This is a genomic window from Humibacter sp., from assembly GCF_035547335.1.
Taxonomy (GTDB): Bacteria; Actinomycetota; Actinomycetes; order Actinomycetales; family Microbacteriaceae; genus Humibacter.
Genome location: NZ_DASZVF010000045.1, coordinates 144,501 through 169,912 on the forward strand (window position 1 = coordinate 144,501; position 25,412 = coordinate 169,912).

General features: G+C 70.9%; 23 protein-coding genes. 13 read left to right on the forward strand and 10 right to left on the reverse strand.

What is annotated here, in order from left to right; genetic code table 11:
* Nucleotides 1-96: 96 nt before the first annotated feature.
* The 9 genes from VHB92_RS09675 to nirB all read right to left on the reverse strand — a co-directional run bounded on the left by VHB92_RS09675 (nucleotide 97) and on the right by nirB (nucleotide 12,442).
* Nucleotides 97-2,208, reverse strand: a complete 2,112-nt coding sequence (locus VHB92_RS09675; RefSeq protein ID WP_325453537.1) for a molybdopterin oxidoreductase family protein — start codon at nucleotides 2,206-2,208, stop codon at nucleotides 97-99.
* The gene (locus VHB92_RS09680) at nucleotides 2,205-3,818 is read right to left on the reverse strand and encodes an FAD-dependent oxidoreductase (protein WP_325453538.1); all 1,614 of its coding nucleotides are present in this window, start codon (nucleotides 3,816-3,818) and stop codon (nucleotides 2,205-2,207) included. The genes VHB92_RS09675 and VHB92_RS09680 overlap by 4 nt, the downstream gene beginning before the upstream one ends.
* A gap of 30 nt (nucleotides 3,819-3,848) precedes the next feature.
* Nucleotides 3,849-5,282: an MFS transporter gene (locus VHB92_RS09685; RefSeq protein WP_325453539.1), complete on the reverse strand. Its 1,434-nt coding sequence runs from the start codon at nucleotides 5,280-5,282 to the stop codon at nucleotides 3,849-3,851.
* A gap of 220 nt (nucleotides 5,283-5,502) precedes the next feature.
* Nucleotides 5,503-5,769 carry a DUF6457 domain-containing protein gene (locus VHB92_RS09690; protein WP_325453540.1) on the reverse strand — a complete coding sequence of 89 codons (267 nt, stop codon included), beginning with the start codon at nucleotides 5,767-5,769 and terminating at the stop codon, nucleotides 5,503-5,505.
* The gene (mobA, locus tag VHB92_RS09695; RefSeq protein ID WP_325453541.1) at nucleotides 5,766-6,638 is read right to left on the reverse strand and encodes a molybdenum cofactor guanylyltransferase; all 873 of its coding nucleotides are present in this window, start codon (nucleotides 6,636-6,638) and stop codon (nucleotides 5,766-5,768) included. The genes VHB92_RS09690 and mobA overlap by 4 nt, the downstream gene beginning before the upstream one ends.
* Nucleotides 6,635-7,852: a gephyrin-like molybdotransferase Glp gene (gene glp, locus VHB92_RS09700; protein WP_325453542.1), complete on the reverse strand. Its 1,218-nt coding sequence runs from the start codon at nucleotides 7,850-7,852 to the stop codon at nucleotides 6,635-6,637. The genes mobA and glp overlap by 4 nt, the downstream gene beginning before the upstream one ends.
* Complete coding sequence (locus VHB92_RS09705; protein WP_325453543.1) at nucleotides 7,852-8,991, reverse strand: uroporphyrinogen-III synthase; 1,140 nt, start codon at nucleotides 8,989-8,991, stop codon at nucleotides 7,852-7,854. Before VHB92_RS09705 ends, glp begins: the two co-directional genes overlap by 1 nt.
* Nucleotides 8,988-9,779: a uroporphyrinogen-III C-methyltransferase gene (gene cobA / locus VHB92_RS09710; protein WP_325453544.1), complete on the reverse strand. Its 792-nt coding sequence runs from the start codon at nucleotides 9,777-9,779 to the stop codon at nucleotides 8,988-8,990. Before cobA ends, VHB92_RS09705 begins: the two co-directional genes overlap by 4 nt.
* A complete protein-coding gene (gene nirB, locus VHB92_RS09715) occupies nucleotides 9,776-12,442 on the reverse strand; it encodes a nitrite reductase large subunit NirB (RefSeq protein WP_325453545.1) in 2,667 nt (888 codons plus the stop codon). The genes cobA and nirB overlap by 4 nt, the downstream gene beginning before the upstream one ends.
* Before the next feature lie 351 nt (nucleotides 12,443-12,793).
* Here nirB and nirD point away from each other — a divergent pair, with 351 nt between their 5' ends.
* From nirD to VHB92_RS09780, 13 genes are all read left to right on the forward strand, one after another.
* Entirely contained in the window at nucleotides 12,794-13,195 is a 402-nt protein-coding gene (gene nirD, locus VHB92_RS09720; protein WP_325453546.1) for a nitrite reductase small subunit NirD, read from the forward strand.
* A complete protein-coding gene (locus tag VHB92_RS09725) occupies nucleotides 13,192-13,962 on the forward strand; it encodes a sirohydrochlorin chelatase (RefSeq protein ID WP_325453547.1) in 771 nt (256 codons plus the stop codon). The genes nirD and VHB92_RS09725 overlap by 4 nt, the downstream gene beginning before the upstream one ends.
* 186 nt (nucleotides 13,963-14,148) lie before the next feature.
* On the forward strand, nucleotides 14,149-15,786 hold the full coding sequence (locus VHB92_RS09730; protein WP_325453548.1) for an acyl-CoA dehydrogenase family protein: 1,638 nt from the start codon (nucleotides 14,149-14,151) through the stop codon (nucleotides 15,784-15,786).
* Between the two features lie 48 nt (nucleotides 15,787-15,834).
* Nucleotides 15,835-16,524 (forward strand): tRNA (guanosine(37)-N1)-methyltransferase TrmD, encoded by a 690-nt coding sequence (gene trmD, locus VHB92_RS09735; protein WP_325453549.1) that lies wholly within the window; start codon nucleotides 15,835-15,837, stop codon nucleotides 16,522-16,524.
* Nucleotides 16,525-16,605: 81 nt separating this feature from the next.
* Nucleotides 16,606-17,100, forward strand: a complete 495-nt coding sequence (locus tag VHB92_RS09740) for an MFS transporter permease (protein ID WP_325453550.1) — start codon at nucleotides 16,606-16,608, stop codon at nucleotides 17,098-17,100.
* Between the two features lie 198 nt (nucleotides 17,101-17,298).
* Entirely contained in the window at nucleotides 17,299-17,646 is a 348-nt protein-coding gene (gene rplS / locus VHB92_RS09745) for a 50S ribosomal protein L19 (RefSeq protein WP_325453551.1), read from the forward strand.
* Nucleotides 17,647-17,846: 200 nt separating this feature from the next.
* Nucleotides 17,847-18,584, forward strand: a complete 738-nt coding sequence (gene lepB / locus VHB92_RS09750) for a signal peptidase I (RefSeq protein ID WP_325453552.1) — start codon at nucleotides 17,847-17,849, stop codon at nucleotides 18,582-18,584.
* 10 nt (nucleotides 18,585-18,594) lie between these two features.
* Entirely contained in the window at nucleotides 18,595-19,521 is a 927-nt protein-coding gene (locus VHB92_RS09755; protein ID WP_325453553.1) for a ribonuclease HII, read from the forward strand.
* Nucleotides 19,522-19,533: 12 nt separating this feature from the next.
* Nucleotides 19,534-19,857 carry a DUF2469 domain-containing protein gene (locus VHB92_RS09760; RefSeq protein ID WP_170024148.1) on the forward strand — a complete coding sequence of 108 codons (324 nt, stop codon included), beginning with the start codon at nucleotides 19,534-19,536 and terminating at the stop codon, nucleotides 19,855-19,857.
* A gap of 349 nt (nucleotides 19,858-20,206) precedes the next feature.
* Nucleotides 20,207-20,572 (forward strand): YraN family protein, encoded by a 366-nt coding sequence (locus VHB92_RS09765; protein ID WP_325453554.1) that lies wholly within the window; start codon nucleotides 20,207-20,209, stop codon nucleotides 20,570-20,572.
* Nucleotides 20,572-22,107 carry a YifB family Mg chelatase-like AAA ATPase gene (locus VHB92_RS09770; protein ID WP_325453555.1) on the forward strand — a complete coding sequence of 512 codons (1,536 nt, stop codon included), beginning with the start codon at nucleotides 20,572-20,574 and terminating at the stop codon, nucleotides 22,105-22,107. The genes VHB92_RS09765 and VHB92_RS09770 overlap by 1 nt, the downstream gene beginning before the upstream one ends.
* Entirely contained in the window at nucleotides 22,104-23,516 is a 1,413-nt protein-coding gene (dprA, locus tag VHB92_RS09775; RefSeq protein ID WP_325453556.1) for a DNA-processing protein DprA, read from the forward strand. The genes VHB92_RS09770 and dprA overlap by 4 nt, the downstream gene beginning before the upstream one ends.
* 220 nt (nucleotides 23,517-23,736) lie before the next feature.
* On the forward strand, nucleotides 23,737-24,660 hold the full coding sequence (locus VHB92_RS09780) for a tyrosine recombinase XerC (protein WP_325453557.1): 924 nt from the start codon (nucleotides 23,737-23,739) through the stop codon (nucleotides 24,658-24,660).
* A gap of 12 nt (nucleotides 24,661-24,672) precedes the next feature.
* Here VHB92_RS09780 and VHB92_RS09785 read toward each other — a convergent pair whose 3' ends face one another.
* Nucleotides 24,673-25,230 carry a murein hydrolase activator EnvC family protein gene (locus tag VHB92_RS09785; protein WP_325453558.1) on the reverse strand — a complete coding sequence of 186 codons (558 nt, stop codon included), beginning with the start codon at nucleotides 25,228-25,230 and terminating at the stop codon, nucleotides 24,673-24,675.
* Nucleotides 25,231-25,412 lie beyond the last annotated feature (182 nt).

The following is a 25,412-nucleotide window of genomic DNA, read 5'->3' on the forward strand; positions in this document are numbered from 1 at the left end:
TCGGCGGACGCTGCTGAGGACAGGTCGGACGACGCCGGCACCGGCGCCACCGACGAGGACGGCGCCCAGGCCGCCCGGTAGGCCACGCGGTCAGGACTATGCTGCGGCCCGGATCGAGACGACTGTTCGCTTGAACTCCGGCATCGCGGAGACCGGGTCAGTGGCATCCGATACCAGGATGTTCGCGCTCTCGAGCTCGGGGTAGTGGAACGGCAGAAAGACGGTGTCCGGCCGCACGTCGCGCGTGGTCTGGACGACGGCGAAGACACTGCCCCGCCGGTTGTGCAGCTCGATCCGGTCACCGTCGGCGAGTCCGCGGTCGGCCGCCGTGGCGGGGTGCACCTGGGCGCGCAGGGCCGGCTGGGCCTCGTTCAGCTCGAGAACCCGCCTGGTCTGGCTCCCCGACTGGTAGTGCTCGAGCAGCCTGCCCGTGATGAGCACGAGCTCGTCGCCCTCCGCGGTCGGTTCGGCCGGCGGACGCACGCGCACCGGCACGATTCTGGCGAGTCCGTCGGGTGTGCCGAAGCGGTCGGCGAAGAGCCTGGGCGTTCCCTCGGTTCCCGCCGGATACGGCCAGTAGGCTGCGCGGCCGGTATCCAGGAGCGCGTGGCTGAGCCCCGAGTAGTCGGCGATGCCGCCCTCCGACGCGCGCGCCAGCTCGTCGAAGACGGCCGCCGGCTCGACCTGGTAGACGCCGGGCGCATTCAGCCGGGCGGCGAGCTCGGCGAAGATCCACAGTTCGCTTCTGGCTCCCTGCGGCGGCTCGATCGACTTGCGGCGGCGCAGGACGCGTCCCTCGAGATTCGTCATCGTCCCCTCTTCCTCGGCCCACTGCGTCACGGGCAGCACGACGTCGGCGAGCCTGGCGGTCTCGGAGAGGAAGAAGTCGCAGACCACGAGCAGGTCCAGCCGCTGCAGCGCCGCCCGCACAGAGGCGGCGTCCGGCGCGGAGACGACGACGTTCGACCCGTGCACGAGCAGGGAGCGGATGCCGCCCGGCCTGCCGATCGACGCGAGCAGCTGCACGGCGGGGATGCCGGGGCCTGGGATGCTCGCCTCGTCGACGCCCCACACGGAGGCGACGTGGCGGCGGGCATCCGGGTCGGCGATCGACCTGTACCCGGGCAGCTGGTCGCACTTCTGCCCGTGCTCCCTGCCGCCCTGGCCGTTGCCCTGCCCGGTCATGGTTCCGTAGCCGCCGTTCTGCGAACCGGGCAGCCCGAGCAGCAGCGCGAGATTGATGGCCGCGGTCGCCGTGTCCGTTCCGTCAACGTGCTGTTCGACGCCGCGCCCGGTGAGGATGTACGTTCCGCCTCCCGACGCCAGCCGCCTGGCCACCTCGCGCAGCCGGGCGGCGGGGACGCCGGTGACGGACTGTGTGCGCTCCGGCCACCACGGAGACACGCTGCGCCTGAGCACGTCGAATCCCGTGGTACGCCCGGCGACGTACCCGGCGTCGTACAGCCGCTCGGCGATCACGATGTGCGTCAGCCCGAGCAGGAGCGGCAGATCGGTTCCCGGCAGGGGTTGGAGGTGGATGCCAGCGCCGTCCGACGTGAGCTTCGCGGTCGAGCTCTCGCGCGGATCCACGACGATCAACCCGCCCCGGCTTCGCGCGCCCTCCAGGTGCGACAGGATCGGCGGCATGGTGTCTGCCGGGTTGGAGCCGAGCATCAGCACCGTGTGCGCGTCGTCGAGGTCCGCAACGGGGAAGGGCAGGCCGCGGTCGACGCCGAAGGCGCGGTTGGCCGCGGCGGCGGCGGACGACATGCAGAACCTGCCGTTGTAGTCGATCCGCGAGGTGCCGAGCGCGAGGCGAGCGAACTTGCCGAGCTGGTACGCCTTCTCGTTGGTGAGCCCGCCGCCCCCGAAGACGCCGACGGCGTCGGCGCCGTGCCGCTCACGGCAGGCGGAGAGCCGGGCGGCGATCAGGTCGAGCGCCTCATCCCAGGAGGTGGGGGAGAGTTCGCCGTTCGCGTCGCGCACGAGAGGCTCGAGCACGCGGTCCGCGGAGTCGAGCAGTGCCGCCGACGTCCAGCCCTTCTTGCAGAGTCCGCCCCGGTTCGTGGGGAACGACCGGCCCGCCACGGTGACAGGATCGCCGCCGTCGGCTCGGTCGTCGTTGCGTGTCAGCGTCATGGCGCACTGCAGAGCGCAGTACGGGCAGTGCGTGTCGGTCTGCTGGGGCGTCGGCGTCCGGATGCTCATACCGGCACCTCGTCGGCGTCGGCGAGTCGCTCCAGCAGCTCGCCGATGCGGCCTTTGCAGCCGCCGCATCCGGTGCCGGCCCTCGTCGCCTTGCCGATGCACGCGACGGTGTCGTTGCCGTCCGCCGCCGCGGCCTCGATCTGCGCGACGGACACCCCGTTGCACCAGCACACCGTCGAGTCGGGGGCGAACGCGTCGGCTGCGGCATCCGCCGTGTAGTCGGGCCCGTCGAAGCGCAGCAGCAGCGAACGGTCGGCGGGGAGCTCGCCGCCGCGCTCGAACAGCAGCGTGAGCTCCGCCGACGTGCGGGGCATCCCGACGCTGACGAAGCCTTCGAGGATGCCCGCGCGCGTGATCATCTTCACGTAGCGTCCGTGCTCGGGGTCGGCCCACTGGGCGACGGCCAGCCGCTCGCCGGCTTCGACCGCTGGCGGATCCCACGGGTCGGGGGAGACGTCGCCAGCGGCGACCACGTCGACGTCCTCGCCCTTCAGCATGACGACGGCGGGGCGCTCCGCCGGCGGCTCGTCGCCATGCTCCAGTCCGGCGGCCATCGACGTCAGTCGTGCAGCCAGCCACTCGGCCTGCCGCCATCCCGGTCCGATCAGGCCGGAGGGACCGCCGGGGATGCGACCGTCGGCGCGTGCGTCACCCGGAACGGCGACGTGGGCGCAATCGCCGATCGCGTAGATGGCCGGATCCGACCACGAGCGCAGCTCCGGTGTGACCACGATGCCCGACGCCGTCGTCAGCCCGGCTGCCACCGCGAGCTCCGACCGGGCACCGACCCCGCAGGAGAGCACGAGGAGGTCGCCGTGGATGTGCTTGCCGTCGGCCGTGGCGAGAGCGTCGAAACGGCGCTCGCCGTCGTCGTCGTCGGTGCGGAACACGACGGCCTCCGCCCTGCTGTGCGCGACGACCGCGACACCGGTGCGCCGGAGCGTCTGCGCCAGCACGGTGCCGCCGCCGGTGTCCAGGTTGCGCGGCATCGGAACCGCGCCATGGTGCACCACGCAGGTCTGCGCGCCGGCCCGCGCCGCCAGCAGCGCGAACTCGAGACCGAGCACACCGGCACCGAGCACGATGACGCGACTGCCGGGTCGCACCGCCTCGCGGATGCGTTCGGCGTCGGCCAGGTCGCGGAGTGCGGTGACGCCGCGCGGCAGCACGTCATCCGCTCCGACGATGCCGGCGCCGAGACGTCGAAGGCTGCGCTCGTCGCGTGAGACGCGTTCGACGCCGTCGAGCGTCGGCACGTTGGCGCGTGCCCCGGTGGCGAGCACCAGCCGGTCGTACGCGAGCCGCTCACCGTCGGCGAGAAGCACGCAGGACGCGTCGCGATCGATGGCGACGAGACGCGTCCCCAGCTCGATGCGTGCTCCCGCAGAGCGCACCTCGTCTGCGGAGTGCAGCACCAGGTCGTCCCACTCGGCGTTCCCCACCGCATACTCGGCGACGAGGACCCGGTTGTACGCCTCCGCCGTCTCGGCGCCGATGACCGTCAGATCGATGGCTCCGGATCGCACCGAGGGGAGCAGCTCGTCGACGAGACGAGCACCGACAGGGCCGTAGCCGACCACGATCACCCGCATCGGCGTCCTGCCCGTCACACGAGCCCCGTCCGCAGCACGCAACCCCGGTCAGACACGTCGCCCGCTCCGCGCTGCCGGCACCAGGTACACCGCCACCGTGACGACCAGCAGCACAGCGTAGCCGGCGACGAACCACCACAGCGCGTGCGTGTAGTCCCCGAACCCGGTCTTCGATGCGCCGAGGAGCTGGGGCACGAGGAACCCGCCGTACGCTCCGACCGCGGCGATGATCCCGATGGCTGCCGCCGTCATCCGCAGTGCGCTCACGTCACCGAGGGGGCGTGCGGCTTCCGGACGGCCGCGAGCCGCGAACACGGTGGGGATCATCCGGTACACGGCGCCGTTGCCGACGCCGCTGGCGATGAAGAGCACGATGAAGCACGCGAGGAACGTGGCGAACCCACCGATCGGGAGGGTGAGGATGACGCACACGGTCGCTATCGCCATCACGAGGAACGACGCCGAAGCGACGGCGGCGCCTCCCATCCGGTCGGCGAGCCTGCCACCCCATGGTCTGGCCAGGGAGCCGACGAGCGCACCGAGGAACGCGAGCGAGACCGCCGCGCCGCCCACGTGAAGGGCGGCGAACTGGGGGAACTCGTCGGCGATGAGCTTCGGGAAGACGGCCGAGAAGCCGATGAAGGAGCCGAACGTGCCGATGTAGAGCACGGCGAGCACCCACAGATGCGGCTCCTTGACCACCGCCAGGGATGCCCTGAAGTCGGCCTTCGCACCGCGCAGACTGTTCATGCGGGTGGTGGCGCCGACGATCGCGATGGCGATGAAGGGGATCCAGAACCACCCGGCGATGGGCAGGTCGACCGCTCCTGCCGCAGTCACCGTGATGAGGATCGGCACCAGGAACTGCGCGACGGCCGCGCCCAGGTTGCCGCCCGCTGCATTGAGGCCGAGAGCCCAGCCTTTCATGCGCTGCGGATAGAAGTAGCTGATGTTGGCCATCGAGCTGGCGAAGTTGCCGCCCCCGAACCCCGCGAGGGCCGCGATCAGGAGCATCACGGGGAAGGGCGTCTCCGGGTGCGCCACGGCGATCGCCAGCGCGACCGTGGGGATCAGCAGGAGCGCGGCGGAGACGACGGTCCATGCGCGTCCGCCGAACTTCGGAACCATGAACGTGTAGGGGAGCCGAAGGGTGGCGCCGACGAGGCTCGGCATGGAGATGAGCCAGAAGATCTGCCCGTCGGTGTAACGGAACCCGGCCTCGGGCAGCGCGACGACGACCACGCTCCACAGCTGCCAGACGACGAAGCCGAGGAACTCCGTGAAGATCGACCAGCGCAGGTTTCGCGCGGCGATGGTCTTGCCCCCCGTGGCCCACTGGTGCGGATCCTCGGGGTTCCATCCCTCGAGCCAGCGGCCACGCAGGATCGTCAGCGTCGCGGGCGGCCCGATGCGTGGTCGCTCCGGCGCGGCCGTGAGCGGTGCGGAGTGCTGGGAGGTGCCGGGATTCGAGGTAGCTGTCATGTCACTCTCCGGGAGGGTCGGATGCGGGACGGGCGGGCGACGGCGTCGCCGGTGCAGCAGAAGCGGGGATTCCGCCTGTGGCGACGCTAGAAGAGCCGGATTTCGCTGGACGGCATCCGCGGTGTCTGCGCCGTAACGAAGACCTCTCGGTGCTGTCCGACCGCCGTGAGGTCGCCCCGGGTGCGGGGCAGCGGCACGATCGGCGGTGCCGGGCAGCGGGCTACGCCGACGGATGCCGCCCCGCCGTCGCTCGCGCCTCGAGCAGTGCCGTGGCGCGCCGCCACGCCTCGTCGCCGTCCAGGCCGCGTCCGATCGCTACGCCGACGACGAAGGCGCTGAGCGGGGCGCCCGCGCGCACGACGCCGTGCGCCACATCGCGCGCGAGATCGAGAACGCGCCCGATCGGCACGTCGTCGGGGGCAATCCCGAGGGTGCAGGCCAGCTCGACGACCCATTCCGTCAGCTCGTCGGGTGCGACAGCGCTCATGCTCGCTCCTCGCTCAGTGCAGGGCTCGTTGCAGGGCACTGTGCAGTGCCGCGTACGGGGCTCTGAGCCGCCGACCCGACACCGTCGTCTTTCGCCCACCGCTTCACGTCGACCCAGGTGTCGATGTCGGCCGCGCAGCCTGCTGCCGCGACGCGGTGAAGCCGCAGTCCGCGCATCAGGCAGCGGAGCGACGCGTCGCCGACCCGTCCGTCGAGCTCGTCGATCGCTGACCGCAGTCGCGCGGTGAGATAGGCGCCGGCCAGCCACTGATCCCGGCTCTCCTCGTCGACGAGGATGATGCCGTCCACGCCTGCCGCCCTCTGACCGGACGGCGGAAGGAGCCGGTCCAGGCGCGTGACGATCCGGTCGACGGCGTCGTCCGCGCGGGGCAGATCCGCAGCCAGCAGGAGGGTCACCGGCGCGGTGACGCTCGCCAAGGCCGCCGCGAGAGCGGCGACGGGGCCGCCGAACGGCGGGTCCTCGCGCACCTCGACGAGGCGAGCCGCTTGCACGGCGGATGCCCGGTGCGGCCCGACGAGGATCACCTGCCCTGCTCCGGCCGCGGCCGCGGCCCCGACCGCGTGATCCACGAGCCGGGCGCCGCGGATGACGAGCGACGGCTTGTCGATGCCGCCCAGCCGGGATGCGCGACCTCCGGCCAGCACCACGGCGTCGAGCACGGCGTCCTCCACCGGGGCGGCGGCCGGGTTGGGCTCGGAGGCGGCGTCCGCGGCGGCGTCCGGGTCGGCCTCGGAGACGGCATCGGGGTTGACGTCGCAGGCGGGGCGGCGGACGCCGGTGGGCGGGGTGGCGGCGCCGGGTGCCGACCCCGCGGCATCCACGCGAGTGCGCACAATGGCGTCGCTCATGGCCGCAGCCTCACCGTGACGCGATCGCCGGGAGAGACCTTGACGACGTCCTCAGGGACGACGGCGTAGCCGTTCGCCCGCGCCAGACGGCCGATGAGATGCGATCCGCTGCCGTCGTCCGTCGCCGGCCGCACGTGCAGCGTGCCCTCCACTCGGCGGGTCACGACGGGTGTGAACTGGCGACGGCCGTGAGGCGAGGCCCAGCCTGCCTCCGCGATGGCGTTCTCCGTCTCCGGCTCCGGGCGAAGCCCCTGCAGCACCTTGAGGAACGGCAGCACGAAGACGTCGAACGAGACGGCGGCGGCGACCGGGTTGCCGGGAAGCCCGAACACCGCAGCGCCGCAGACCCGGCCGAACGCTTGCGGCATCCCCGGCCGCATGGCGACCGACGCGAACCCAAGGTCGAGGTGTCTGACGGGGTCGTGCGATCCTGCCCCCACCCCGCCGGTGAGGATGACGACATCGGGACGGCCCGCAACTGCCTCCTCGAGAGCGGTGTGGAGCATCCCCTCACCGTCGCCTGCTCGGCACGCCCGCACGACCAGGGCGCCGGCCGTGGCGGCCAGACCGTGCATCAGGGGCCCGTTCGCGTCGTGGATCGCTCCGAGCGGCAGCGTCGCCCCTGGCGGCCGCAGCTCGTCGCCCGTGGAGATCACGACGACACGCGGTCGCGCTCGTACGCGCACGCGCGCCACGCCCGCAGCGACTGCTGCCGCGACCTCGTACGGTCCCATGACGGTGCCCGCCTTCAGCACGGTCTCGCCTCTGGTGAGGTCCTCGCCGGTCAGCCGGATGTTCGCACCCTGCTCGGGTGCGGCGGCGAACGTCACGCTCGTGGCCGCCCAGTCCGACTCGACGGTGCGTTCGACCGGCACAACAGCGTCCGCGCCGGCGGGAATCGGCGCGCCCGTCATGATCCGGATGGCCGTTCCCCGGCGAAGGACGTGGGCATCTGCGCTTCCCGCCCTCGCCTCGCCTGTGACCGCGAGCACCGCGGGGCGCGCGGCGGCGGCGTGCGACAGGTCCCCCTGCCGCACGGCGTATCCGTCCATGGCGGAGTTGTCGAACCGCGGCGACGGCGACACGCACACCACGTCGGCGGCCAGCACCCTGTCGTACGCGCACTCGACGGGGACCGGCTCGGAGGGGAGGGCCCGCGCTCCGTCGAGCACGCGGGCGAGGTGCTCCGCCACGGTGATCGTGGGTGCTGCCATCAGTCCTCCAACGCCAGCCGGTACCCGCGCTTGACCACCGTGGCGATGAGCCCCGGGGCATCGAGCGTCTGCCGCAGCCGGCTGAGCGTCACCTCGAGCACGCGGTCGTCACGAGCGCCAGGCAGTGAACGCACCAGGGCTCCTCTGTTCACGACCGCGCCTCTGGCGTCGTACAGGCCGCGGAAGACCGCGAGCGTCGTCGGCGTCAGCGCCACCTCGCGCTCGCCCAGCCGTACGACGCTTCCGCGCAGCGACAACGGACCGAACCGGGTCTCGACGACGGCGCGCGACGTCTCCAGATGCTCGCAGACGAGTCGAACCAGCGCCCCCATGCGGAACCTGTCCGGCTGGATGGGCGAGAGACCGGCCGCCACGAGCGGAGCCGCCGTCACCGGGCCGACTGCGGCGGGGATGACGTGGTCGGTCATGGCATCCAGCAGCTCGTCGAGGCTCCCTCTTGCCGCCGCCGCTGACAGCAGGGCGTCGACCGCGGGCGCACTCGTGAACGTGATGCAATCGACGCGGCGTTCGCACGCCGCCTCGATGAGCCGCCGCACGCGGGGGTCGTCGGATCCCGGCTCGTGCCAGCGATAGGGAGCCACGGTGAGCACGCGATGACCGGCAGCGCTCAGACGCTCCAGCTGGGGCCGATCCGTGTAGCCGTGCACTTGAACGGCCACGGTCTGTCCGGCGGGGTAGTGCCGCAGCACGCTTTCGACGAGCGAGGCCGTCGTCTCCTCGTCGCTCATGCCCACGTCGTCGAGGCCGGCGGCGCGGATGCCGCCCCTCGCCTTCGGCCCGCGCACGAGGATGTCGGCGCGGCCGAGCGCCTCGACCAGGTCGTCGCCCAGTCCCGCCGCGTCCGCCAGCTCGAACCACCGCCGGATGCCGTACGCCGTCGTGGCCAGCAGGATGTCGGGGCGCGCGGCCACCACGGCGCGCGTCGCGGCGATCACCGGCTCGTCGGCATCCGTGTTCACCATGCGGATCGTCGGCGCATGGAGCACGGTGGCGCCCCGCCTGGTGAACGCGTCGATGAGATCGCCGCTGCGCCGGTCGCTCGTGACACCGATGCGGAAGCCACGGAGCTGATCGGCGCGGAACCCCGGAACGTCGACGCCTCCAGCGGGCGCACTCATGGCTGCGCCTCCATCGAGGGCCCCAGAAGACCGGCAGAGCTCAGGGTCTGCGCGGCCGCGTCGTCGCCGTCTGCGGCCAGTCGCACCACCTCGCCGATCACGATGACGGCGGGAGAGCTCACTCCTGCCGTCGCTGCATCGACGACGATTCCTGCCAGCGTCGACACGGTCGTTCGCTGCTGCGGCGAGAAGCCGCGTTCGATGGCGGCAACGGGTGTGTCGGCATCCAGCCCGTGCCGCACCAGCCCGGCCACCAGTCCGGGCAGCGTCGCCACGCCCATCAGCAGGACGATCGTGCCGCCCAGGCCGGCGAGATGGCGGTGCTCGTCGTCCGTGAGCGGCGCATGGCCGGACACGACCGTGAAGAGGTGGCTCACCCCGCGGTGAGTGAGCGGGATGCCGGCGGCGGCAGGCACGGCAGTCGCGCTCGTCACCCCGGGGATGACCCGGACGGGCACGCCGGCCGCGCGACACGCGAGCACCTCCTCGCCGCCCCGGCCCAGCACATAGCTGTCGCCGCCCTTGAGGCGCACGACGCGGGATCCGTCGAGAGCGTGCTCGACGAGCATCCGCTCGATCTCGTGCTGTGCGACGGCGTGGTGGCCCGGCCGCTTGCCGACGTCCACCAGCACGGCGTCGGGCGCGAGCTCCTGAAGCCTGTCGTGCGGCGCAAGACGGTCGTAGAGCACGACCTCCGCCCTTCGCAGCGCGTCGAGACCGCCGACGGTCAGTAGGTCGAGGCTTCCCGGTCCTCCGCCCACGAGCGTGACCGCGCCGACCCCGCTCATCGCCGCGCCTCGTGCTCGGCGTGCGGCGCCCCGTGGCCGGCGGACATCGAGGCGGTGTCCGCGTCCGCACTGCTCCTGACCGTCGGCATCCCCAGGGTCACGGCCGATGCACGCTCCCCGGGACGCGCCGGTCGCGGCTGGTCGCGTTCGATCACCCGGGGAAGACCGGTGTCCGGGGCGTCGGGTGCATTCACGAACGAGCGGAACCGCCGCAGACGGTCTGGGTCGGCGAGCGTCGCCGCCCACTCGTCCTGATAGTCGTCGACGTGCCTGAGCATGGTCGCCTCGAGCTCCTTGGCGAGGCCGAGCGAGTCGTCGACGACCACGCTGCGCACGTGGTCGATCCCGCCGTCGAGGTCCTCCATCCACCGTGCCGTGCGCTGCAGTCGGTCGGCGGTGCGGATGTAGTACACGAGATACCTGTCGATGTACCTGATCAGCGTCTCGTCGTCGAGGTCCGTGGCCAGCAGCTGGGCGTGGCCGGGCTGCAGGCCGCCGTTGCCGCCGACGTACAGGTTCCAGCCCTCCGCCGAGGCGATCACGCCCACGTCCTTGCCGCGGGCCTCCGCGCATTCCCGCGCGCATCCGGAGACCCCGATCTTGAGCTTGTGCGGCGCTCGCAAACCTCGATAGCGCAGCTCGAGCCTGATCGCCATGCCGACCGAGTCCTGCACGCCGAACCTGCACCACGTGGAGCCGACGCAGCTCTTCACGTTGCGCAGAGCCTTGCCGTACGCGTGGCCGGATTCGAAGCCCGCGTCGACGAGCTTGCGCCAGATGTCCGGGAGCTGGTGCAGCTGCGCACCGAACATGTCGATGCGCTGGCCGCCGGTGATCTTGGTGTACAGGCCGAACTCCTGGGCCACCTCCGCGATCACGGCGAGCTTCTGCGGGGTGATCTCGCCGCCGGGGATGCGAGGCACGACGGAGTAGCTGCCGTCCTTCTGCATGTTCGCCAGCGCCCTGTCGTTGGTGTCCTGCAGCCCGCCGCGGCCCTCGTCGAGGATGTAGCCGCCGTGCTGGCTGGCGAGCATGGATGCCACGGCAGGCTTGCAGATGTCGCACCCGCGCCCCATGCCGAACCTCGCCACGATCGCGTCGAACGACGTGAGGCCGAGCACGCGAACGCCGTCGAACAGCTCCTGCCTGCTCATCGGGAAGTGCTCGCACAGTGCGTGCGACACCGCCACGCCCGCGGCGGTGAGCTCCTTCTCCAGCAGCTTCTTGACCAGCGGCACGCACGACCCGCACTGCGTGCCCGCGCGGGTGCACGCCTTCAGCTCGCCGAGGTCATGGCATCCCGCGCCGTCGTCGCCTCCGGAGCGCACGGCCTCGCGAACCGTTCCCACCGAGACGTTGTTGCAGGAGCACACGAGGGCGTCGTCCGGCAGGTCGGTGCTCTCCGGCAGCTCGCCGCCCGCGGAGAGGTAGGCGGAGGGCTCGACGGTCAGCTCGCGACCGAGGAGCGGACGCAAGGCGGAGTATGGAGACGCGTCGCCGACGAAGACACCGCCGAGCAGCGTCTTCGCGTCGGGCGTCACCACGATCTTCTGGTACAGGCCGCGTGCCGGATCGGCGTAGACGATCTCGAGCGCATCGCTCGTGGAGCCGAGCGCGTCGCCGAAGCTGGCCACGTCGACGCCGGAGAGCTTGAGGCTCGTGGCGTCGTCGATCGTGGTGAACTCGGCGTCGCCGCCGAGCAGGCGGTCCGCGACGGTCTCGGCCATGGCGTTGGCGGGCGCGACGAGGCCGACGGTGCGTCCCTGCACGTTGGCCACCTCGCCGATCGCGTAGACGTTCGGATCGGAGCTGCGGCAGGCGGCATCCACGACGACGCCTCCGCGACCGCCGATCTCGAGGCCGGCCTCCCTGGCCAGCTCGTCGCGCGGCGAGACGCCGATCGCGAACACCACGATGTCGGCGTCCACGACCCGGCCGCTCGTCAGCTTGACCGCGTGCACGCCGGTCTCGTCGGTGAGGATCTCCTGCGGCCGGGTCCCCAGGTGCAGCGTGATCCCGCGCGCGGCGATCAGCCGCGACAGCGCCTGGCCTGCTCCCTCGTCGAGCTGCGCCGACATGAGCCAGCCGCCGGAGTGCACGACGGAGGCCTCGGCGCCGAGCTGCGTGAACCCTCCCGCCGCCTCGAGCCCCAGCAGTCCGCCTCCGGCCACGAGCACTTTCGGCGGGCGGGCCAGCCGTGCCTCGATCCTGGCGCACTCGGCCACGAGCGCGTCGACGTCGTCGATGGTGCGGTACACCCTCGCGTGCTCTCTGCCACGGATGTCGGGCACCGGCGCACTGGAGCCGGTCGCCAGCACGAGGTCGTCGTAAGGGATCGTCGTGCCGTCGTCCGCGTGCACGACGCCGCGCTCGCGGTCGATGGACGTCGCGCGCACGCCGGTGCGGAGCTCGATGTGGTCGCGGTCCCAGAGCCCGGAGGGCTGCAGCGTGAGGTCCTCTGGCCCGTGCAGGCGGTGACTGAGCGAGACGCGGTCGTACGGCAGACGCGCCTCTTCGCCGAGCACCGTGACGTGCAGCGCCGCCGTGGTGTCACGAGCCGCGACGGCGTCCGCCAGCCGATGCGCGGCCGGTCCTGCTCCGATCACCACCACGCGGCGTCTGCCCTCGCGTTCGAACTCGGCCGACCCGTGTGCGCTCGCCATGGTGCCCCTCCTGTCACGATTCGGGAAGGATGAGCGCGATGCCGCTGCCCGATCCGCGTTCCCGACTGCTGACGAGGCTACGAAGGCGCTGTTTCGGCCTTCTTTCGCGATTGTGAACGGCGATTACACCCCGCATACAGTGCAGGCCGGCCGGTGTGAGCAGGACTTCATCGCCCCGAAACACGCGCGTGAAACGCCGTAACACAGCGCTCATACGCTCGAGCCGAGGCGGTGACCGGATGCGTGCGCGACCTGCGTGACCCGAGCCTGCGCCGGTGCTCGGCCGGCCGCTCCATGAGGTCCGGCCGGCTGCCGCCGCGAGCCGATCACGTCGAGCGAGAGGAACCAGTCATGACCATGACCGTCGACCGGGCAGGGACCGGACGGGCCACCGGGGACGCCCCCTCCGACCAGACGCTCGAGCACCGCCGGTGGCAGCGAGTGTGCCGCGTCGACGAGCTCGAGGCGGGGTGGGGCGAGGCCGTGCTGATCGCCGAGCGGCAGGTCGCACTGTTCCGCCTGGACGACAGCGAGGTGTACGCCGTCGATCACATCGACCCGAAGACCTCGGCCCCGGTGATCGCCAGAGGCATCGTCGGTTCCAAGGGCGAGCGCTGCACCGTGGCGTCGCCTCTCCTCAAGCAGGTGTACGACCTCGCGACCGGCGAATGCCTGAGCGAACCCGGGCCGGCTCTCACCACGTATCGGACCAGGATCGTCGCCGGCTTCGTCGAGATCGAGTCCGCAGCGTGACGTCCACGCGTCCGGTCGCGCTCGTCTCGCACGGCACGTCGTCGCCGAGGGGAAGAACGGCCGTGGCGGCCCTCGTGGACGCGGTCGCGTCCCGCATGCCCGGTCGGCGCGTGGTCTCCGGCTTCGTCGACGTGCAGCAGCCGGATCTGGCCGCCACGCTGACCAGCGCATCGGGAGCGGTCGTCGTGCCGCTTCTGCTGTCGGCCGGCTATCACGTGCATGTCGACATGAGGCAGGCGGTGACGTCTGCCGACCGCGTGGTGGACGCGCCGCTGCTGGCGGCGGCTCTGGGCCCGGACGATCGCCTTGTCGACCTCCTGTCGTCGCGACTCGAGCAGGCAGGCGTCGGAGGCGACGACGTCGTCGTGCTCGGTGCTGCGGGCAGCAGCGACGAGCGCGCCGTCGCCGACTGCAGGGACATGGCATCGCGCCTGTCCTCGACGCTCGGTTCGCCCGTCGACTGCGGATTCATCTCGGCCAGCGCACCGAGGCTCGCGGATGCCGTGCGTCACGCCCGCGCCCGCCATCCGGGCCGCCGCATCGCGGTCGCGACCTATCTGCTGGCTCCCGGCTACTTCGCCGAGCTCGCCGCGGCGTGCGGCGCCGACATCGTGACCGCACCGTTGCTGCGCGACGACGCTCCGACGCCGAGCTCGCTCGTCGACATCGTGTTGGACCGATGCGCCGCCGCCGAGCGGGAAGCCGGCTACCTCGACGGAGCCGCTCGCGCCACCGTGGTTCGCGGGTTCGCCGCCGCTCTCGGCTAGACCCCGCATCCTCCGCTGGGTCGGTTCGCCTCGCGGAGACCTCGCGGGGTCGGCGTGCATCGGTCGCACGCGCGCTGATCCCCGATGACAGGGCCCGATGACAGGCCCCGATGACAGTCCCCGATGACAGTCCCCGATGACAGGATGGTCCTGCCGCCCTCACGACGTGGCGAAAGGACGGTTCTGATGGCGAGACCGGAGCCGCGACTCACGCACGTGGTCACCAATCAGGCGCCCGATCGCGTCGACGTGAACGAGTTCACGACGAACGCGGCGCTTCTCGAGGGCGTCGCGAGGCACGACGCGGCGTGGGCCATCGACGAACTGACGGCCGTCGGCGCTCTGGTGGGCGCAGCCGCGTTTCAGCACGATGCCGAGCGGGCGAACGTGCGGGAGCCCGTGTTACGCGCGTTCGATCGTCACGGCATCCGCATCGACGAGGTGGACTACGACGAGTCGTACCACCGGATCATCGGCAGCGCGGTCGTACACGGGGCGCACAGCGCCGCGTGGTCCGCACCGCGCCCAGGAGCGAACGTCGCGCGTGCGGCCACGTTCATGCTCTTCGCCCAGGTCGAGCCGGGTCATGCGTGCCCGATCTCGATGACGCACGCTGTCGTGCCGGCCCTGCGTCACCAGCCGGACCTCGCGGAGCGCTGGCTGCCGAAGGTGCTCAGCCGCGAGTACGACGGCAGGCTTCGCCCTGGAAAGGCGGGGGCGCTGTTCGGCATGGCCATGACCGAGAAGCAGGGAGGCAGCGACGTCCGGGCCAACACGACGGTGGCGACACCCGCCGGCGACGCCTGGCACCTCACGGGCCACAAGTGGTTCTGCTCGGCGCCGATGAGCGATGCCTTCCTCGTGCTGGCCAGAACGGATGCCGGCATCGGCTGCTTCCTCGTTCCTCGCGTGCTCGACGACGGCACGCGCAACGTGTTCCGCATCCAGCGGCTCAAGAACAAGCTCGGAAACCGGTCGAACGCGTCGAGCGAGGTGGAGTTCGACGGCACGGTCGGGTTCGCGGTCGGGGAGCCGGGCCGGGGCATCCGCACGATCATCGAGATGGTCGCCCGCACCCGCCTGGACTGCGTGCTCGGCACCGCTGCCGGCATGCGGCAGAGCGTCGCCGAGGCGGCGTGGCACGTGCGGCACCGAGCCGCGTTCGGCCACACCCTGATCGACCAGCCGCTGATGCGGAACGTGCTGGCCGACCTCGCCGTCGAGTCGGAGGCCGCGACCGCGCTCGCGCTCCGACTGGCAAGGGCGCACGACGACGACGCCACGGAGTCCGAGGTGGCGTATCGCAGACTCGCGACGGCCGTGGCCAAGTACTGGATCTGCAAGCGCGGCCCTGGCCACGCATACGAGGCGCTCGAATGCCTCGGCGGCAACGGATACACCGAGGACTACCCGCTCGCCAGGCGCTACCGGGAGCAGCCCGTGATGGCCGTGTGGGAGGGGTCGGGCAACGTGATCGCGCTCGACATCCTGCGCGTCATCGCGCGAGAGCCGGATGCCGTCGCCGCGGTGCGCGACGAGCTCACCACCGCCGCGCCCGCCGATCGACGACTCGCGCAGTCGCTGCGCTCGATCGACGCGCGACTGAGCCAGGCATCCGCACGCGAACCCGACGAGGTGACGTTCGACGCGCGCAGGCTCGCCGAAGACCTCGCCATCGCGCTGCAGGCCGCGACGCTCCTCGCCGGTGCGCCGGACGCCGTCGCCGACGCGTTCTGCTCCTCGCGCCTGGCACCCGACCGAGGCGCGCTGTACGGGACGCTGCCCTCCGGCGTCGACGTCGAGGCCGTGCTCTCTCGCGCCTGACGCCGGGCGCCACCGATTGCACCGACGGTGCTGCCTAGACTTCACGGTGTGCGTATCGACATCGTGACGATCTTCCCCGCGATCTTCGACGCGCTCGACATCTCGCTGCTCGGCAAGGCGAGGCAGAACGGGCTCATCGATCTGCGGGTGACCGACCTGCGCACGTACACGCACGACAGGCACCGCACGGTCGACGACACCCCGTACGGCGGCGGTGCCGGCATGGTGATGAAACCGGAGCCCTGGGGCGAGGCGCTGGATGCCGCACTCGCGGACGACGACGATCCGGTCGTCGTCTTCCCCTCGCCGGCCGGCGAGGTGTTCACCCAGCGGCTCGCCAGGCATCTGTCCGAGGAGAACCACCTCGTGTTCGGCTGCGGCAGATACGAGGGCATCGACCAGCGCGTCTTCGACGAGACGGCATCCAGGGCGCGGGTGCGGCTCATCAGCCTCGGCGACTATGTGCTGAACGGGGGAGAGGTCGCAGCCATGGCCATGATAGAGGCCGTCGCCAGGCTCATCCCCGGTGTCGTCGGCAACCCGCAGAGCCTCGTCGAGGAGTCGCACGAAGACGGTCTGCTCGAGTACCCGTCGTACACGAAACCGCCGGTGTGGCGTGGACGCGAGGTGCCGCCCGTGCTGCTGAGCGGCAACCACGGGGCGATCGCGGCGTGGCGGCACGAGCAGCAGCTGGAGCGCACGCGCCGTGTGCGGCCCGACCTGCTCGGCGAGGACTGAGGCATTCGCGCCATCAGCAAAGGGGCGCACCGGAGCGGATGCTCCCAGCCGACGCGCATGGCCGGCGCCTAGGCTGACGACATGGTGCTGCGCAGAGCGATTCTGAGATGGCAGTTGTTCGCCATCCCGGTGCTTCCGCTGTGGCTTCTGGTGGGTTTCGGCGTCTTCGGCGGTGGTGCAGGGGGCTTCTTCCTGCTCTTCATCGCCGCAGTCGTGCTGTTCGCGTTCCTCGCTGTTATCGCCGGCCTCACCAGGCTGCGGCCGCCGGTTCGCGACACCCGCGCCGTCGGCGTATGGGATGCCGCCGCCACGATCGCTTTCCACGTCGCCCTCGTCGGCCTGGGCTTCTTCGGCGCGACGGGCGTCGCGTTCGGCGTCGCCGCCGTACTGCTCGGTCTGACGACGTTCTGGCTCACCGTGTGGGAGCTGACCCGTGAGTGGCGGGACCGGGTCTCGGGCGCTGTCGCCCGGGCATCCGCTCGCGTCGATCGCGCATCGCGGAGCAGCGTGCGGCCCGGCCCACGCCGCGGACGGGATGACGGCGACACGATCATCGTGCACGAGGCAGGGCACTGACCCACGCCCCGTCGCGATCCCGCTGGTTTGGCGGGGCATGCGCTTCATGGCAGAATAGAAGACCGTGCCGCGGCACGTGCTCTGCCTCCGGGGAGTTACGCTCTGCGCTCACGCTCTCGTCAGCGCGAGCGGCACGAAACCATTCTTCATCCACTTGATCCGCGTTCGACCGGTGGCGGGCGCAGAGAGCGAATCATCATGCACATCCTCGACGCCGTCGACGCCGCCTCGCTGCGCACCGACATCCCCGAGTTCCGTCCGGGTGACACCGTCAAGGTGCACGTCAACATCACCGAGGGCAACCGCTCCCGTATCCAGGTCTTCCAGGGCGCCGTGATCTCGCGCTCGGGCGAGGGTGTGCGTGAGACCTTCACGGTCCGCAAGGTGAGCTTCCAGGTCGGCGTGGAGCGCACGTTCCCCGTGCACTCGCCGGTCATCGACCACATCGAGGTCGTCACGCGCGGCGACGTTCGCCGGGCCAAGCTGTACTACCTGCGCGAGCTGCGCGGCAAGAAGGCCAAGATCAAGGAGAAGCGCGAGTCCTAGATCCAGCTCGCCCTCACGCACCGTCGGGCTTCTGAGCTCCCGACCCCACCATCGCGGCTACGCCGCTCATCGGATTCATAGGTTCGCCAGCACGAGCGCACTCGTGCAATGCCCGCCTCTGTCGCCGATATGCTGGGGCGGGAGCTCAGGCGGTTAAGGACCGGGCTCGAGCGGTTCAAGGGGCGGGATCTCATACACGAATGACTGACGAATCTCTGCCAAGGCGCTCGGACCGCGTCGCGTCGGAGAAGAAGACGAAGCAGCGAAGCCTCAAGCTCTTCCTCCGCGATCTGCTCATCATCTTCCTGGTCGCGATCCTCGTCTCGTTCCTCATCAAGACGTTCATCGTCAGGTCGTTCTACATTCCGTCGGGGTCGATGGAGAACACGCTGCAGATCAACGATCTGATCATCGTCAACGAGCTCGAACCCAACCTCATGCCGATCAGCCGCGGCGACGTCGTGGTGTTCACCGATCCGGGCGGATGGCTCCCGCCGTCCAGCACAACGACGAAGACGAACCCGATCGAATGGGCGCTCTCGCTCATCGGCCTCGCGGCGCCGGACAGCGACGACCACCTGGTGAAACGCGTCATCGGGCTGCCAGGCGACCACGTCTCGTGCTGCAACGCGCTCGGACAGCTGAGCGTGAACGGCTCGCCGCTGAACGAGCCCTACATCAAGCTCCCAGTAGGCGAAGAGGAGGCGGCTTCCCTGCACTTCGACGTCACGGTGCCCAAGGGCAAGCTGTGGGTGATGGGCGACAACCGCTGGGACTCCCAGGACTCCTCGCGCAACCAGAATCTGCCTGGCAAGGGCTTCGTACCCGAGAAGGATGTCGTCGGCCGCGCCATCGTCATCAGCTGGCCGATCAGCCACTGGACGTGGCTCTCCAACTATCCGGAAGTCTTCCGTGGCGCCGAGGACGACAAGCACTAACGTCGAAGGCGTGGCAGTGAAGCAAGTCGAGGTGCGCGCGCCAGCGAAACCCGCTCGCAGGCGCAAGCGTCAGGTCGTGCCCAACTACAAGTTCGAGACCGAGTTGCACTCAGCAGGCAACGTCACGGTCATCGGATGCGACGAGGTCGGCAGGGGAGCGCTCGCCGGTCCCGTGGCCGTCGGCATGGTGGTCGTCGACGCGCAGGTCGGCCGCTGGCCGAAGGGCTTGAGAGACTCCAAGCTGCTGCTCGAGCCCAAGCGCGAAGAGCTCGCGCCGCTGTGCATGCGGTGGGTGCGTCATCACGCGGTGGGGCTGGCCTCGGCGGAGGAGATCGACGCGTACGGCATCATGGCGTGTCTCGGCATGGCGGGCGCGCGGGCGTTCGCGTCCTTGCAGCAGGCGGGGGCGCCGCTCACGGCGAGCACGATCATCCTCGACGGCAACTACGACTACCTCAGCAGAGCGCTGCCCGTGCGCATGCCGGTGGTGCCGCGCATCAAAGCCGACCAGTCCTGCGCATCCGTCGCCGCCGCATCCGTGATCGCCAAGGTGCATCGCGACGCCATCATGATCGAGCAGGATGCCGTCATCCCCGGCTACTCCTGGGCCAGTAACAAGGGGTACTCGAGCGAGGCGCACTTCGAGGCCATCGGCAGGCTCGGGCCGAGCCCGCTGCACCGACTCACGTGGCTGAAGCGCTGGCGCGAGGAGGGTGTGGCCCAGCCGGAGCTGGACCTCGGGATGGATCTGGATCTGGATGCCGTCGACCCGGAGCTGCACGGCGGTATGGACGCCGAGGGGCGCGGCAGCTCGGACCCCGAGCTGGGTCTCGGCATCGACCCCGAGCTAGGCCTCTCCGACGCGGCGGCCGAGGAACTGCTCGCCGCGGGGGAGCAGCGTTCGCTCGGCGACCGATCCGCTGAGTCTGCAGCGTAGACTTTTACGGAAATGGACGAAGACGAATTCGACGACTACGACCGCGAGGTCGAGCTTGCCCTGTACCGCGAGTACCGCGACATCGTCTCGCAGTTCAAATACGTGATCGAGACCGAGCGCCGGTTCTACCTGGCCAACGAGGTGGAGTTCGTGCGTCGCGACACGGCGAACGACTTCTACTTCGAGATCACCATGCACGACGTCTGGGTGTGGGACGTGTACCGCGCCGACCGGTTCGTGAAGTCCGTCCGGGTGCTCACGTTCAAAGACGTGAACATCGAGGAGCTCTCGAGCAAGGAGTTCGAGCTCCCGAAGGAACTCGCCCTCGACGAGTGATCGCCGCCACCGCCTGCGGTCTTCCGGCCGGAGGACCTGGAGGCTCGGTCCCCCTCCGCCGCTGAGACCTGGAGACTCCGACCTCCTCACCTCCTCCGCGCGGACCTGGAGAGCCCGTCCTCCTCCACCTCCGCCACGCGGAGTTCAGGATGAGCGGCCTCTTCTTGCGATATGCGGCCGAAGCCCTTCTCGTCCTGAGTTCGGACGCCGAAGATCCTGGTCCTTCCGGCCCTGAGCCGGGCGCCGGCTCTCCCTCCCCAGCGCGACGACACCGCCGTCTCTCCCGATCCCGCCGTCCGCCCGCACCCACCGTCCTTCGGCTCCGGCAGGCTGCTGCCCGGAGGCGGCAATGGCGAAGAAGGACGAGCTGGGCAGACGTGGCGAGGACCTCGCGGCGCGATACCTGATCGCGCGCGGGTACCGCATCGTCGATCGCAACTGGCGCTGCCGAGAGGGCGAGATCGATCTGGTGGTCGAGCGCAGGGGCGAGGTGGCGATCGTGGAGGTGAAGACCCGCTCATCCGTGGCGTTCGGGCATCCGTTCGCTGCCATCACGCCGGTGAAGGCCGCTCGGCTGCGACGCCTTGCGGGGTTGTGGCGTGAAGCCTCGCCGACGCCGCCAGGACCGCTGCGCATCGACGCCGTCGCGGTGATCGCGCCGTCCGGTGTCGCGGACCGTGACGTCGTGGTCGAGCACCTCACCGGAGTGTGCTGATGGCCATCGCGAGAACGAACGGGATCGCGCTCGTTGGCCTCACACCGCACGTCATCGACATCGAAGCGGACATCTCGCCCGGGTTGCCCGGGTTCTGGGTCATCGGGCTTCCGGATGCCGCGCTCGGCGAATCCCGCGGCCGCGTCCGGGCGGCAGCGTCGAATTCCGGCCTGCCCATCACGTCTCGCAAGCTGACCGTGAGTCTTTCCCCTGCCGCGCTGCCCAAGCACGGAGGCGGCTTCGACCTCGCCATCGCTCTTGCCGCGCTCGCCGCGGCGGGAGATGTGCCGACGGAATCCGTGGCCTCGACCGTGCATCTCGGCGAGCTCGGGCTCGACGGCCGCCTGCGGCCGACACCCGGTGTGCTGCCGGCGGTCATCGGTGCGGCACGTGCCGGTCTGCGGCGAGTGATGGTTCCCACGGCGAACGCCGACGAAGCCGCCCTGGTCCCCGACATCGAGGTCGTACCGGTCGCGTCGCTGCGCGAGGCGGCCATCCGCCACGGCGCGGAGCTCGACCCGGTCCCGGTGGATCCGTGGCCGGCCCGGCATGCGACGGAGACGAGCAATGTCGGGTCCGCCGAGCTCGCGGATGTCGTCGGCAACGACGAGGCGATCGAAGCGCTCATCGTCGCGGCGGCTGGCGGCCACCACATGTTCCTCCTGGGTCCGCCGGGCGCGGGCAAGACGATGCTGGCCGAGCGACTTCCCGGCCTGCTGCCGGATCTCGAGACGGACCGTTCGCTCGAGGCCACGTCGATCCGCTCCCTTGCCGGCGGTTCTGTGACCGGACTGGTCACCAGGCCGCCGTTCGAGTCGCCACACCACACGGCGACGGCGGCGGCCATCGTGGGAGGCGGGAGCGGACAGATCAGACCTGGAGCAGCGGTGCGCGCCGCCCACGGGGTTCTCTTCCTCGACGAGGCACCGGAGTTTCCGAGCTCGGTACTCGATGTGCTGCGGCAGCCGCTGGAGTCCGGCGAGATCCGCATCCATCGCGCCAACGCCACGGCCGTCTTCCCTGGCCGATTCCAGCTGGTCATGGCGGCCAATCCGTGCCCGTGCGGGCAGTACGGAGTGGGCGACGCCGAGTGCGCCTGCGCGCCGTCGGCCCGTCGGCGATATCTGGCGAAGATCTCCGGCCCGCTCCTGGATCGGGTGGATATCCGGCTCACCGTTCGGCGGATCACGGCGGCGCAGCTGAAGACGGCGGGGGCCACGCCGCGCATGACGTCGGCCGAGGCGCGGGCGAAGGTGGCCACCGCCAGGGCGCTGGCCGCCGCCCGACTGGCCGACACGCCGTGGAAGACCAACGCGGAGGTTCCGGGCTCGTGGCTTCGGGAACACGCGAGGTCGCTGCCGCACGGTGCGACAGCCGTTCTCGATCGCGCGCTGGAGCGCGGCGCGATCACCATGCGCGGCTACGACAGGTCGCTGCGTCTTGCATGGTCAATCGCGGATGTGGCGGGCTCGGATCATCCGACGGCCGAGCACGTAGGCACCGCGCTGTTCCTCAGAAAGGGAGTGGGAGCATGAGCGTCTTCGGCCTCGAGGCCGGCCAGGTCAGGCACCTCGTCACCGACGTCAGCCCGGGCGTGGAGCTCGATGACAACGACGTCGCGGACCGGTTCGCGCGCGCCGCCTGGTCGGTCATCGCGGAGCCGGGTGACGGAACAGCTGGTGCCCTGGTGGCGCAACTCGGCGCTGCGGAGGCGCTGCGGTTCGTGCTCCTCGAGCAGAGCCGTGCGGACGCGCCCGATCGCAGTGTGCAGCCCTCTGGGTCTGTTGCCGGTGCGAAACCGGTCATCGCTGCCGTCGGCTCCAACGCGGTGGCGGACGATCCGCGTACGCAGGGCGATGTGCGTGCTGGAGCCGCTCAGAACGCGACAGCAACGGCGCCGCAGCCGGGCGCTGAGCCGAGCCGCCTCGCCACCGGCCAGGGGCCGAACGGCGAGCTGGCGGCCGGCATCGAGCGTTGGCGTCCCAGGCTGCGCTCCAGCGCAGTGGAACGCGTGCTCCACCTCGCTGCACGGATCGGCGCCACGTTGATCGTTCCGGGACGCCTGTGCGAACAGCCGTTGCCGTGGCCGACCGGAGTGGATGACCTCGGTGCGCACGCGCCGATCGCGCTGTGGGCGCGTGGCTCTGTCGGCCGGCGGCTCTCGCGCAACCCGCCAGGCGTGGCCTTGGTCGGGGCTCGGGCGGCGACCGGCTACGGTGAGCACGTTGCAAGCGAGCTGTCAGCTGGCCTCGTCGAACTTGGGCTCCCGATCGTGTCCGGCGCGGCGTACGGCATCGACGGAATGGCGCACCGCGCGGCCCTGGCCTCTGGCGGGCTCACGCTGGCCTTCCTCGCCGGCGGTGTCGATCGCTTCTATCCCGCAGGGCACGACGACCTGCTCCGCAGGATCACCGAGCACGGCCTCGTGCTCTCCGAGGTGCCCTGCGGCACGGCACCGACGAAATGGCGATTCCTGCAGCGGAACCGGCTCATCGCGGCGTGCAGCGCGGCCACCGTCGTCGTCGAAGCCGGCGCGCGGTCCGGCTCGTTGAACACGGCGGGACACGCATCGGCTCTGGGCCGTCCGCTGGGCGCTGTGCCCGGTCCGGTCACCTCGCCGGCCTCGGCGGGATGCCACCGCCTGCTCCGCGAATATGACGCGGTGTGCGTCACGAACGCGAGAGAGGTCGCAGAGCTGGTCGGCCCGCTCGCAGTTCCGTCGCCCGACAGCGCCGCCGGCGCCGCGCGTGCGACCCGCGACTCGCCCGAGGCCGTCCGGGTGCTCGACGCACTCGCGACTCGGACCCCGCGAACGCCGGCGGAGCTCGCCGCTCGCTCTGGTCTCGGGCTCGGGCCCGTTCTCGCCGTGCTCGGCACTCTGGAGATCGAAGGTCGCGCCAAGGAGGACGCCGAGGGCTGGCGCGCCGTGCCGCGGTCGCGGTGACCGTCGCGGTGACTCTCGCAGCGTCACCCCCCAGGTGACACCTGCAGGTGACTCTCGTAGGTGACACCGGCAGATGAGACCCGCAGCGACGCCCGGAGCGGTACCCGCAGTGACGCCCGCAGCGGCACCCACAGGTGACACCGGCAGGCCACACCCGCCCGACACCCGCCGGTCGGGGTGTCGGGCCCGCGCCGTGCCCAGGCGGATCCAAGCTGGAGTCATGTCATGGGACGAGGCGATCGCGGACTTCGAGTCGCACCTGGCCGCCGAGCGCGGCTACTCGTCCAGCACAGTGCGCGCCTACCGCTCCGATCTGCGATCGCTCGCCGAGTTCGCCGAGAAGGCCGGTGCCGAGGATCCGTCGCAGCTCGACCTTGCGGTGCTTCGCGACTGGCTCTGGCGTGCGCAGCAGGAGGGGCTGGCGAAGGCATCCAACGCTCGTCGTGCGGCGGCTGCACGAGGCTTCACCTCCTGGCTCCAACGCACAGGCGCCGCTCCCGTCGATGCCGGACGACGGCTGCGGGCTCCGAAGGCCGACCGTCGGCTGCCACGGGTGGTGACGAGGGAACAGGCATCCGGACTGTTCGACGGGTTGACGGCGAGAGCATCGGACGGAGACCCGGTCGCGCTGCGCGACCTCGCCGTCATCGAACTGCTGTACGCGTCAGGACTGCGTGTGTCGGAGCTCACGGGCGTCGACGTCGACGATGTGGACCTGGACCGGCTCACCGTTCGCGTCACCGGCAAGGGCTCCAAAGAGCGTGTCGTTCCGTTCGGCGTTCCCGCCCTGAATGCGCTGGTCGACTATCTGCGCATGGCGCGCACGGCACTGGCCGCACGGGCGGCAGACACCTCCCTGACGGCGACGCACGCCCTGTTCCTCGGGTCGCGCGGCGGCAGACTGAACCCTCGCAGCGTGTACCGGCTGGTGTCCTCCCTGCTCGAGGAGTTGCCGGGATCGGGACCGTCCGGCCCGCACACGCTGCGCCACACCGCCGCGACACACCTCCTCGACGGCGGAGCAGACCTGAGAGCGGTGCAAGAGCTGCTGGGGCACGCGAGCCTCGGCACCACGCAGATCTACACCCATGTCTCGACGGAACGATTGAAGGAGACGTATCAGCGCGCGCATCCTCGTGCGTGAGTCGCACGCGGGTCAGGTCAACGGAAGCAGAACGGCCCTGGGCACCCCGCCGAAGAAGCGCATCGGTGAGACGTACTCGCCGTTCACCCGCACCCCGAGATGGATGCACGCGCCGGCGCAGTGCCCGCCCGTCGCGACGGTGCCGAGGAGCGACCCGCGTTCGACCGCGTCGCCGACCGCATACCTGGCTGCGACGGGCTCGATGCTCAGCAGAATGCCCGCGGAGGTCTGCACGGTGACCGTCGGCCGATCCACCACGACCCCGGCGAACCGCACGGTTCCAGACACAGGTGCGACGACGAGCGTGCCCGCGACGGCCGGGATGTCGATTCCGCGGTGACCGGCCGAGTACCGAGTGGCCGGCGCCTCGTAGCCGCGTTTCACCACTCGGGGGCCGGCGACCGGCCACGCCCATCCCGGATCGGCCGCCTGCCCAACGAGGGCTGAAGCCGAGGAGCCCGGGGGCCTCGCGCTCGCCGGTTCGGGGGTCACGACGAGCGCGAGGGCCAGCGCCGCCGCCGCGACAACGCTCAGCGCTCGGGTAACGGTGAGGAGGTGCGACGACGGCATGCGGAGATCGTCACATGGCGAAGGCCGCGCGCGTCCGGTCCAAAGGCCCGGTTGTGGATGCGTTCCGACGTTCGGCGACGGGGGAGGAGAAGGCCCGGCGCTCGCCGTAGCACGCAGAGGATGTCGCGCGAAAGCCCCGGGGATCCACGGCCAGGCGAACAACCTGTGGGCGTCCGCCTGGT

Bases quoted from the DNA above. Each gene is read 5' to 3' on its own strand.
- VHB92_RS09675 (WP_325453537.1), bottom strand. From the start codon at position 2,208: ATGAGCATCCGGACGCCGACGCCCCAGCAGACCGACACGCACTGCCCG.
- VHB92_RS09685 (WP_325453539.1), bottom strand. From the start codon at position 5,282: ATGACAGCTACCTCGAATCCCGGCACCTCCCAGCACTCCGCACCGCTC.
- VHB92_RS09690 (WP_325453540.1), bottom strand. From the start codon at position 5,769: ATGAGCGCTGTCGCACCCGACGAGCTGACGGAATGGGTCGTCGAGCTG.
- mobA (WP_325453541.1), bottom strand. From the start codon at position 6,638: ATGAGCGACGCCATTGTGCGCACTCGCGTGGATGCCGCGGGGTCGGCA.
- glp (WP_325453542.1), bottom strand. From the start codon at position 7,852: ATGGCAGCACCCACGATCACCGTGGCGGAGCACCTCGCCCGCGTGCTC.
- VHB92_RS09705 (WP_325453543.1), bottom strand. From the start codon at position 8,991: ATGAGTGCGCCCGCTGGAGGCGTCGACGTTCCGGGGTTCCGCGCCGAT.
- cobA (WP_325453544.1), bottom strand. From the start codon at position 9,779: ATGAGCGGGGTCGGCGCGGTCACGCTCGTGGGCGGAGGACCGGGAAGC.
- nirB (WP_325453545.1), bottom strand. From the start codon at position 12,442: ATGGCGAGCGCACACGGGTCGGCCGAGTTCGAACGCGAGGGCAGACGC.
- nirD (WP_325453546.1), top strand. From the start codon at position 12,794: ATGACCATGACCGTCGACCGGGCAGGGACCGGACGGGCCACCGGGGAC.
- VHB92_RS09730 (WP_325453548.1), top strand. From the start codon at position 14,149: ATGGCGAGACCGGAGCCGCGACTCACGCACGTGGTCACCAATCAGGCG.
- VHB92_RS09740 (WP_325453550.1), top strand. From the start codon at position 16,606: ATGGTGCTGCGCAGAGCGATTCTGAGATGGCAGTTGTTCGCCATCCCG.
- rplS (WP_325453551.1), top strand. From the start codon at position 17,299: ATGCACATCCTCGACGCCGTCGACGCCGCCTCGCTGCGCACCGACATC.
- lepB (WP_325453552.1), top strand. From the start codon at position 17,847: ATGACTGACGAATCTCTGCCAAGGCGCTCGGACCGCGTCGCGTCGGAG.
- VHB92_RS09760 (WP_170024148.1), top strand. From the start codon at position 19,534: ATGGACGAAGACGAATTCGACGACTACGACCGCGAGGTCGAGCTTGCC.
- VHB92_RS09765 (WP_325453554.1), top strand. From the start codon at position 20,207: ATGGCGAAGAAGGACGAGCTGGGCAGACGTGGCGAGGACCTCGCGGCG.
- VHB92_RS09770 (WP_325453555.1), top strand. From the start codon at position 20,572: ATGGCCATCGCGAGAACGAACGGGATCGCGCTCGTTGGCCTCACACCG.
- dprA (WP_325453556.1), top strand. From the start codon at position 22,104: ATGAGCGTCTTCGGCCTCGAGGCCGGCCAGGTCAGGCACCTCGTCACC.
- VHB92_RS09780 (WP_325453557.1), top strand. From the start codon at position 23,737: ATGTCATGGGACGAGGCGATCGCGGACTTCGAGTCGCACCTGGCCGCC.
- VHB92_RS09785 (WP_325453558.1), bottom strand. From the start codon at position 25,230: ATGCCGTCGTCGCACCTCCTCACCGTTACCCGAGCGCTGAGCGTTGTC.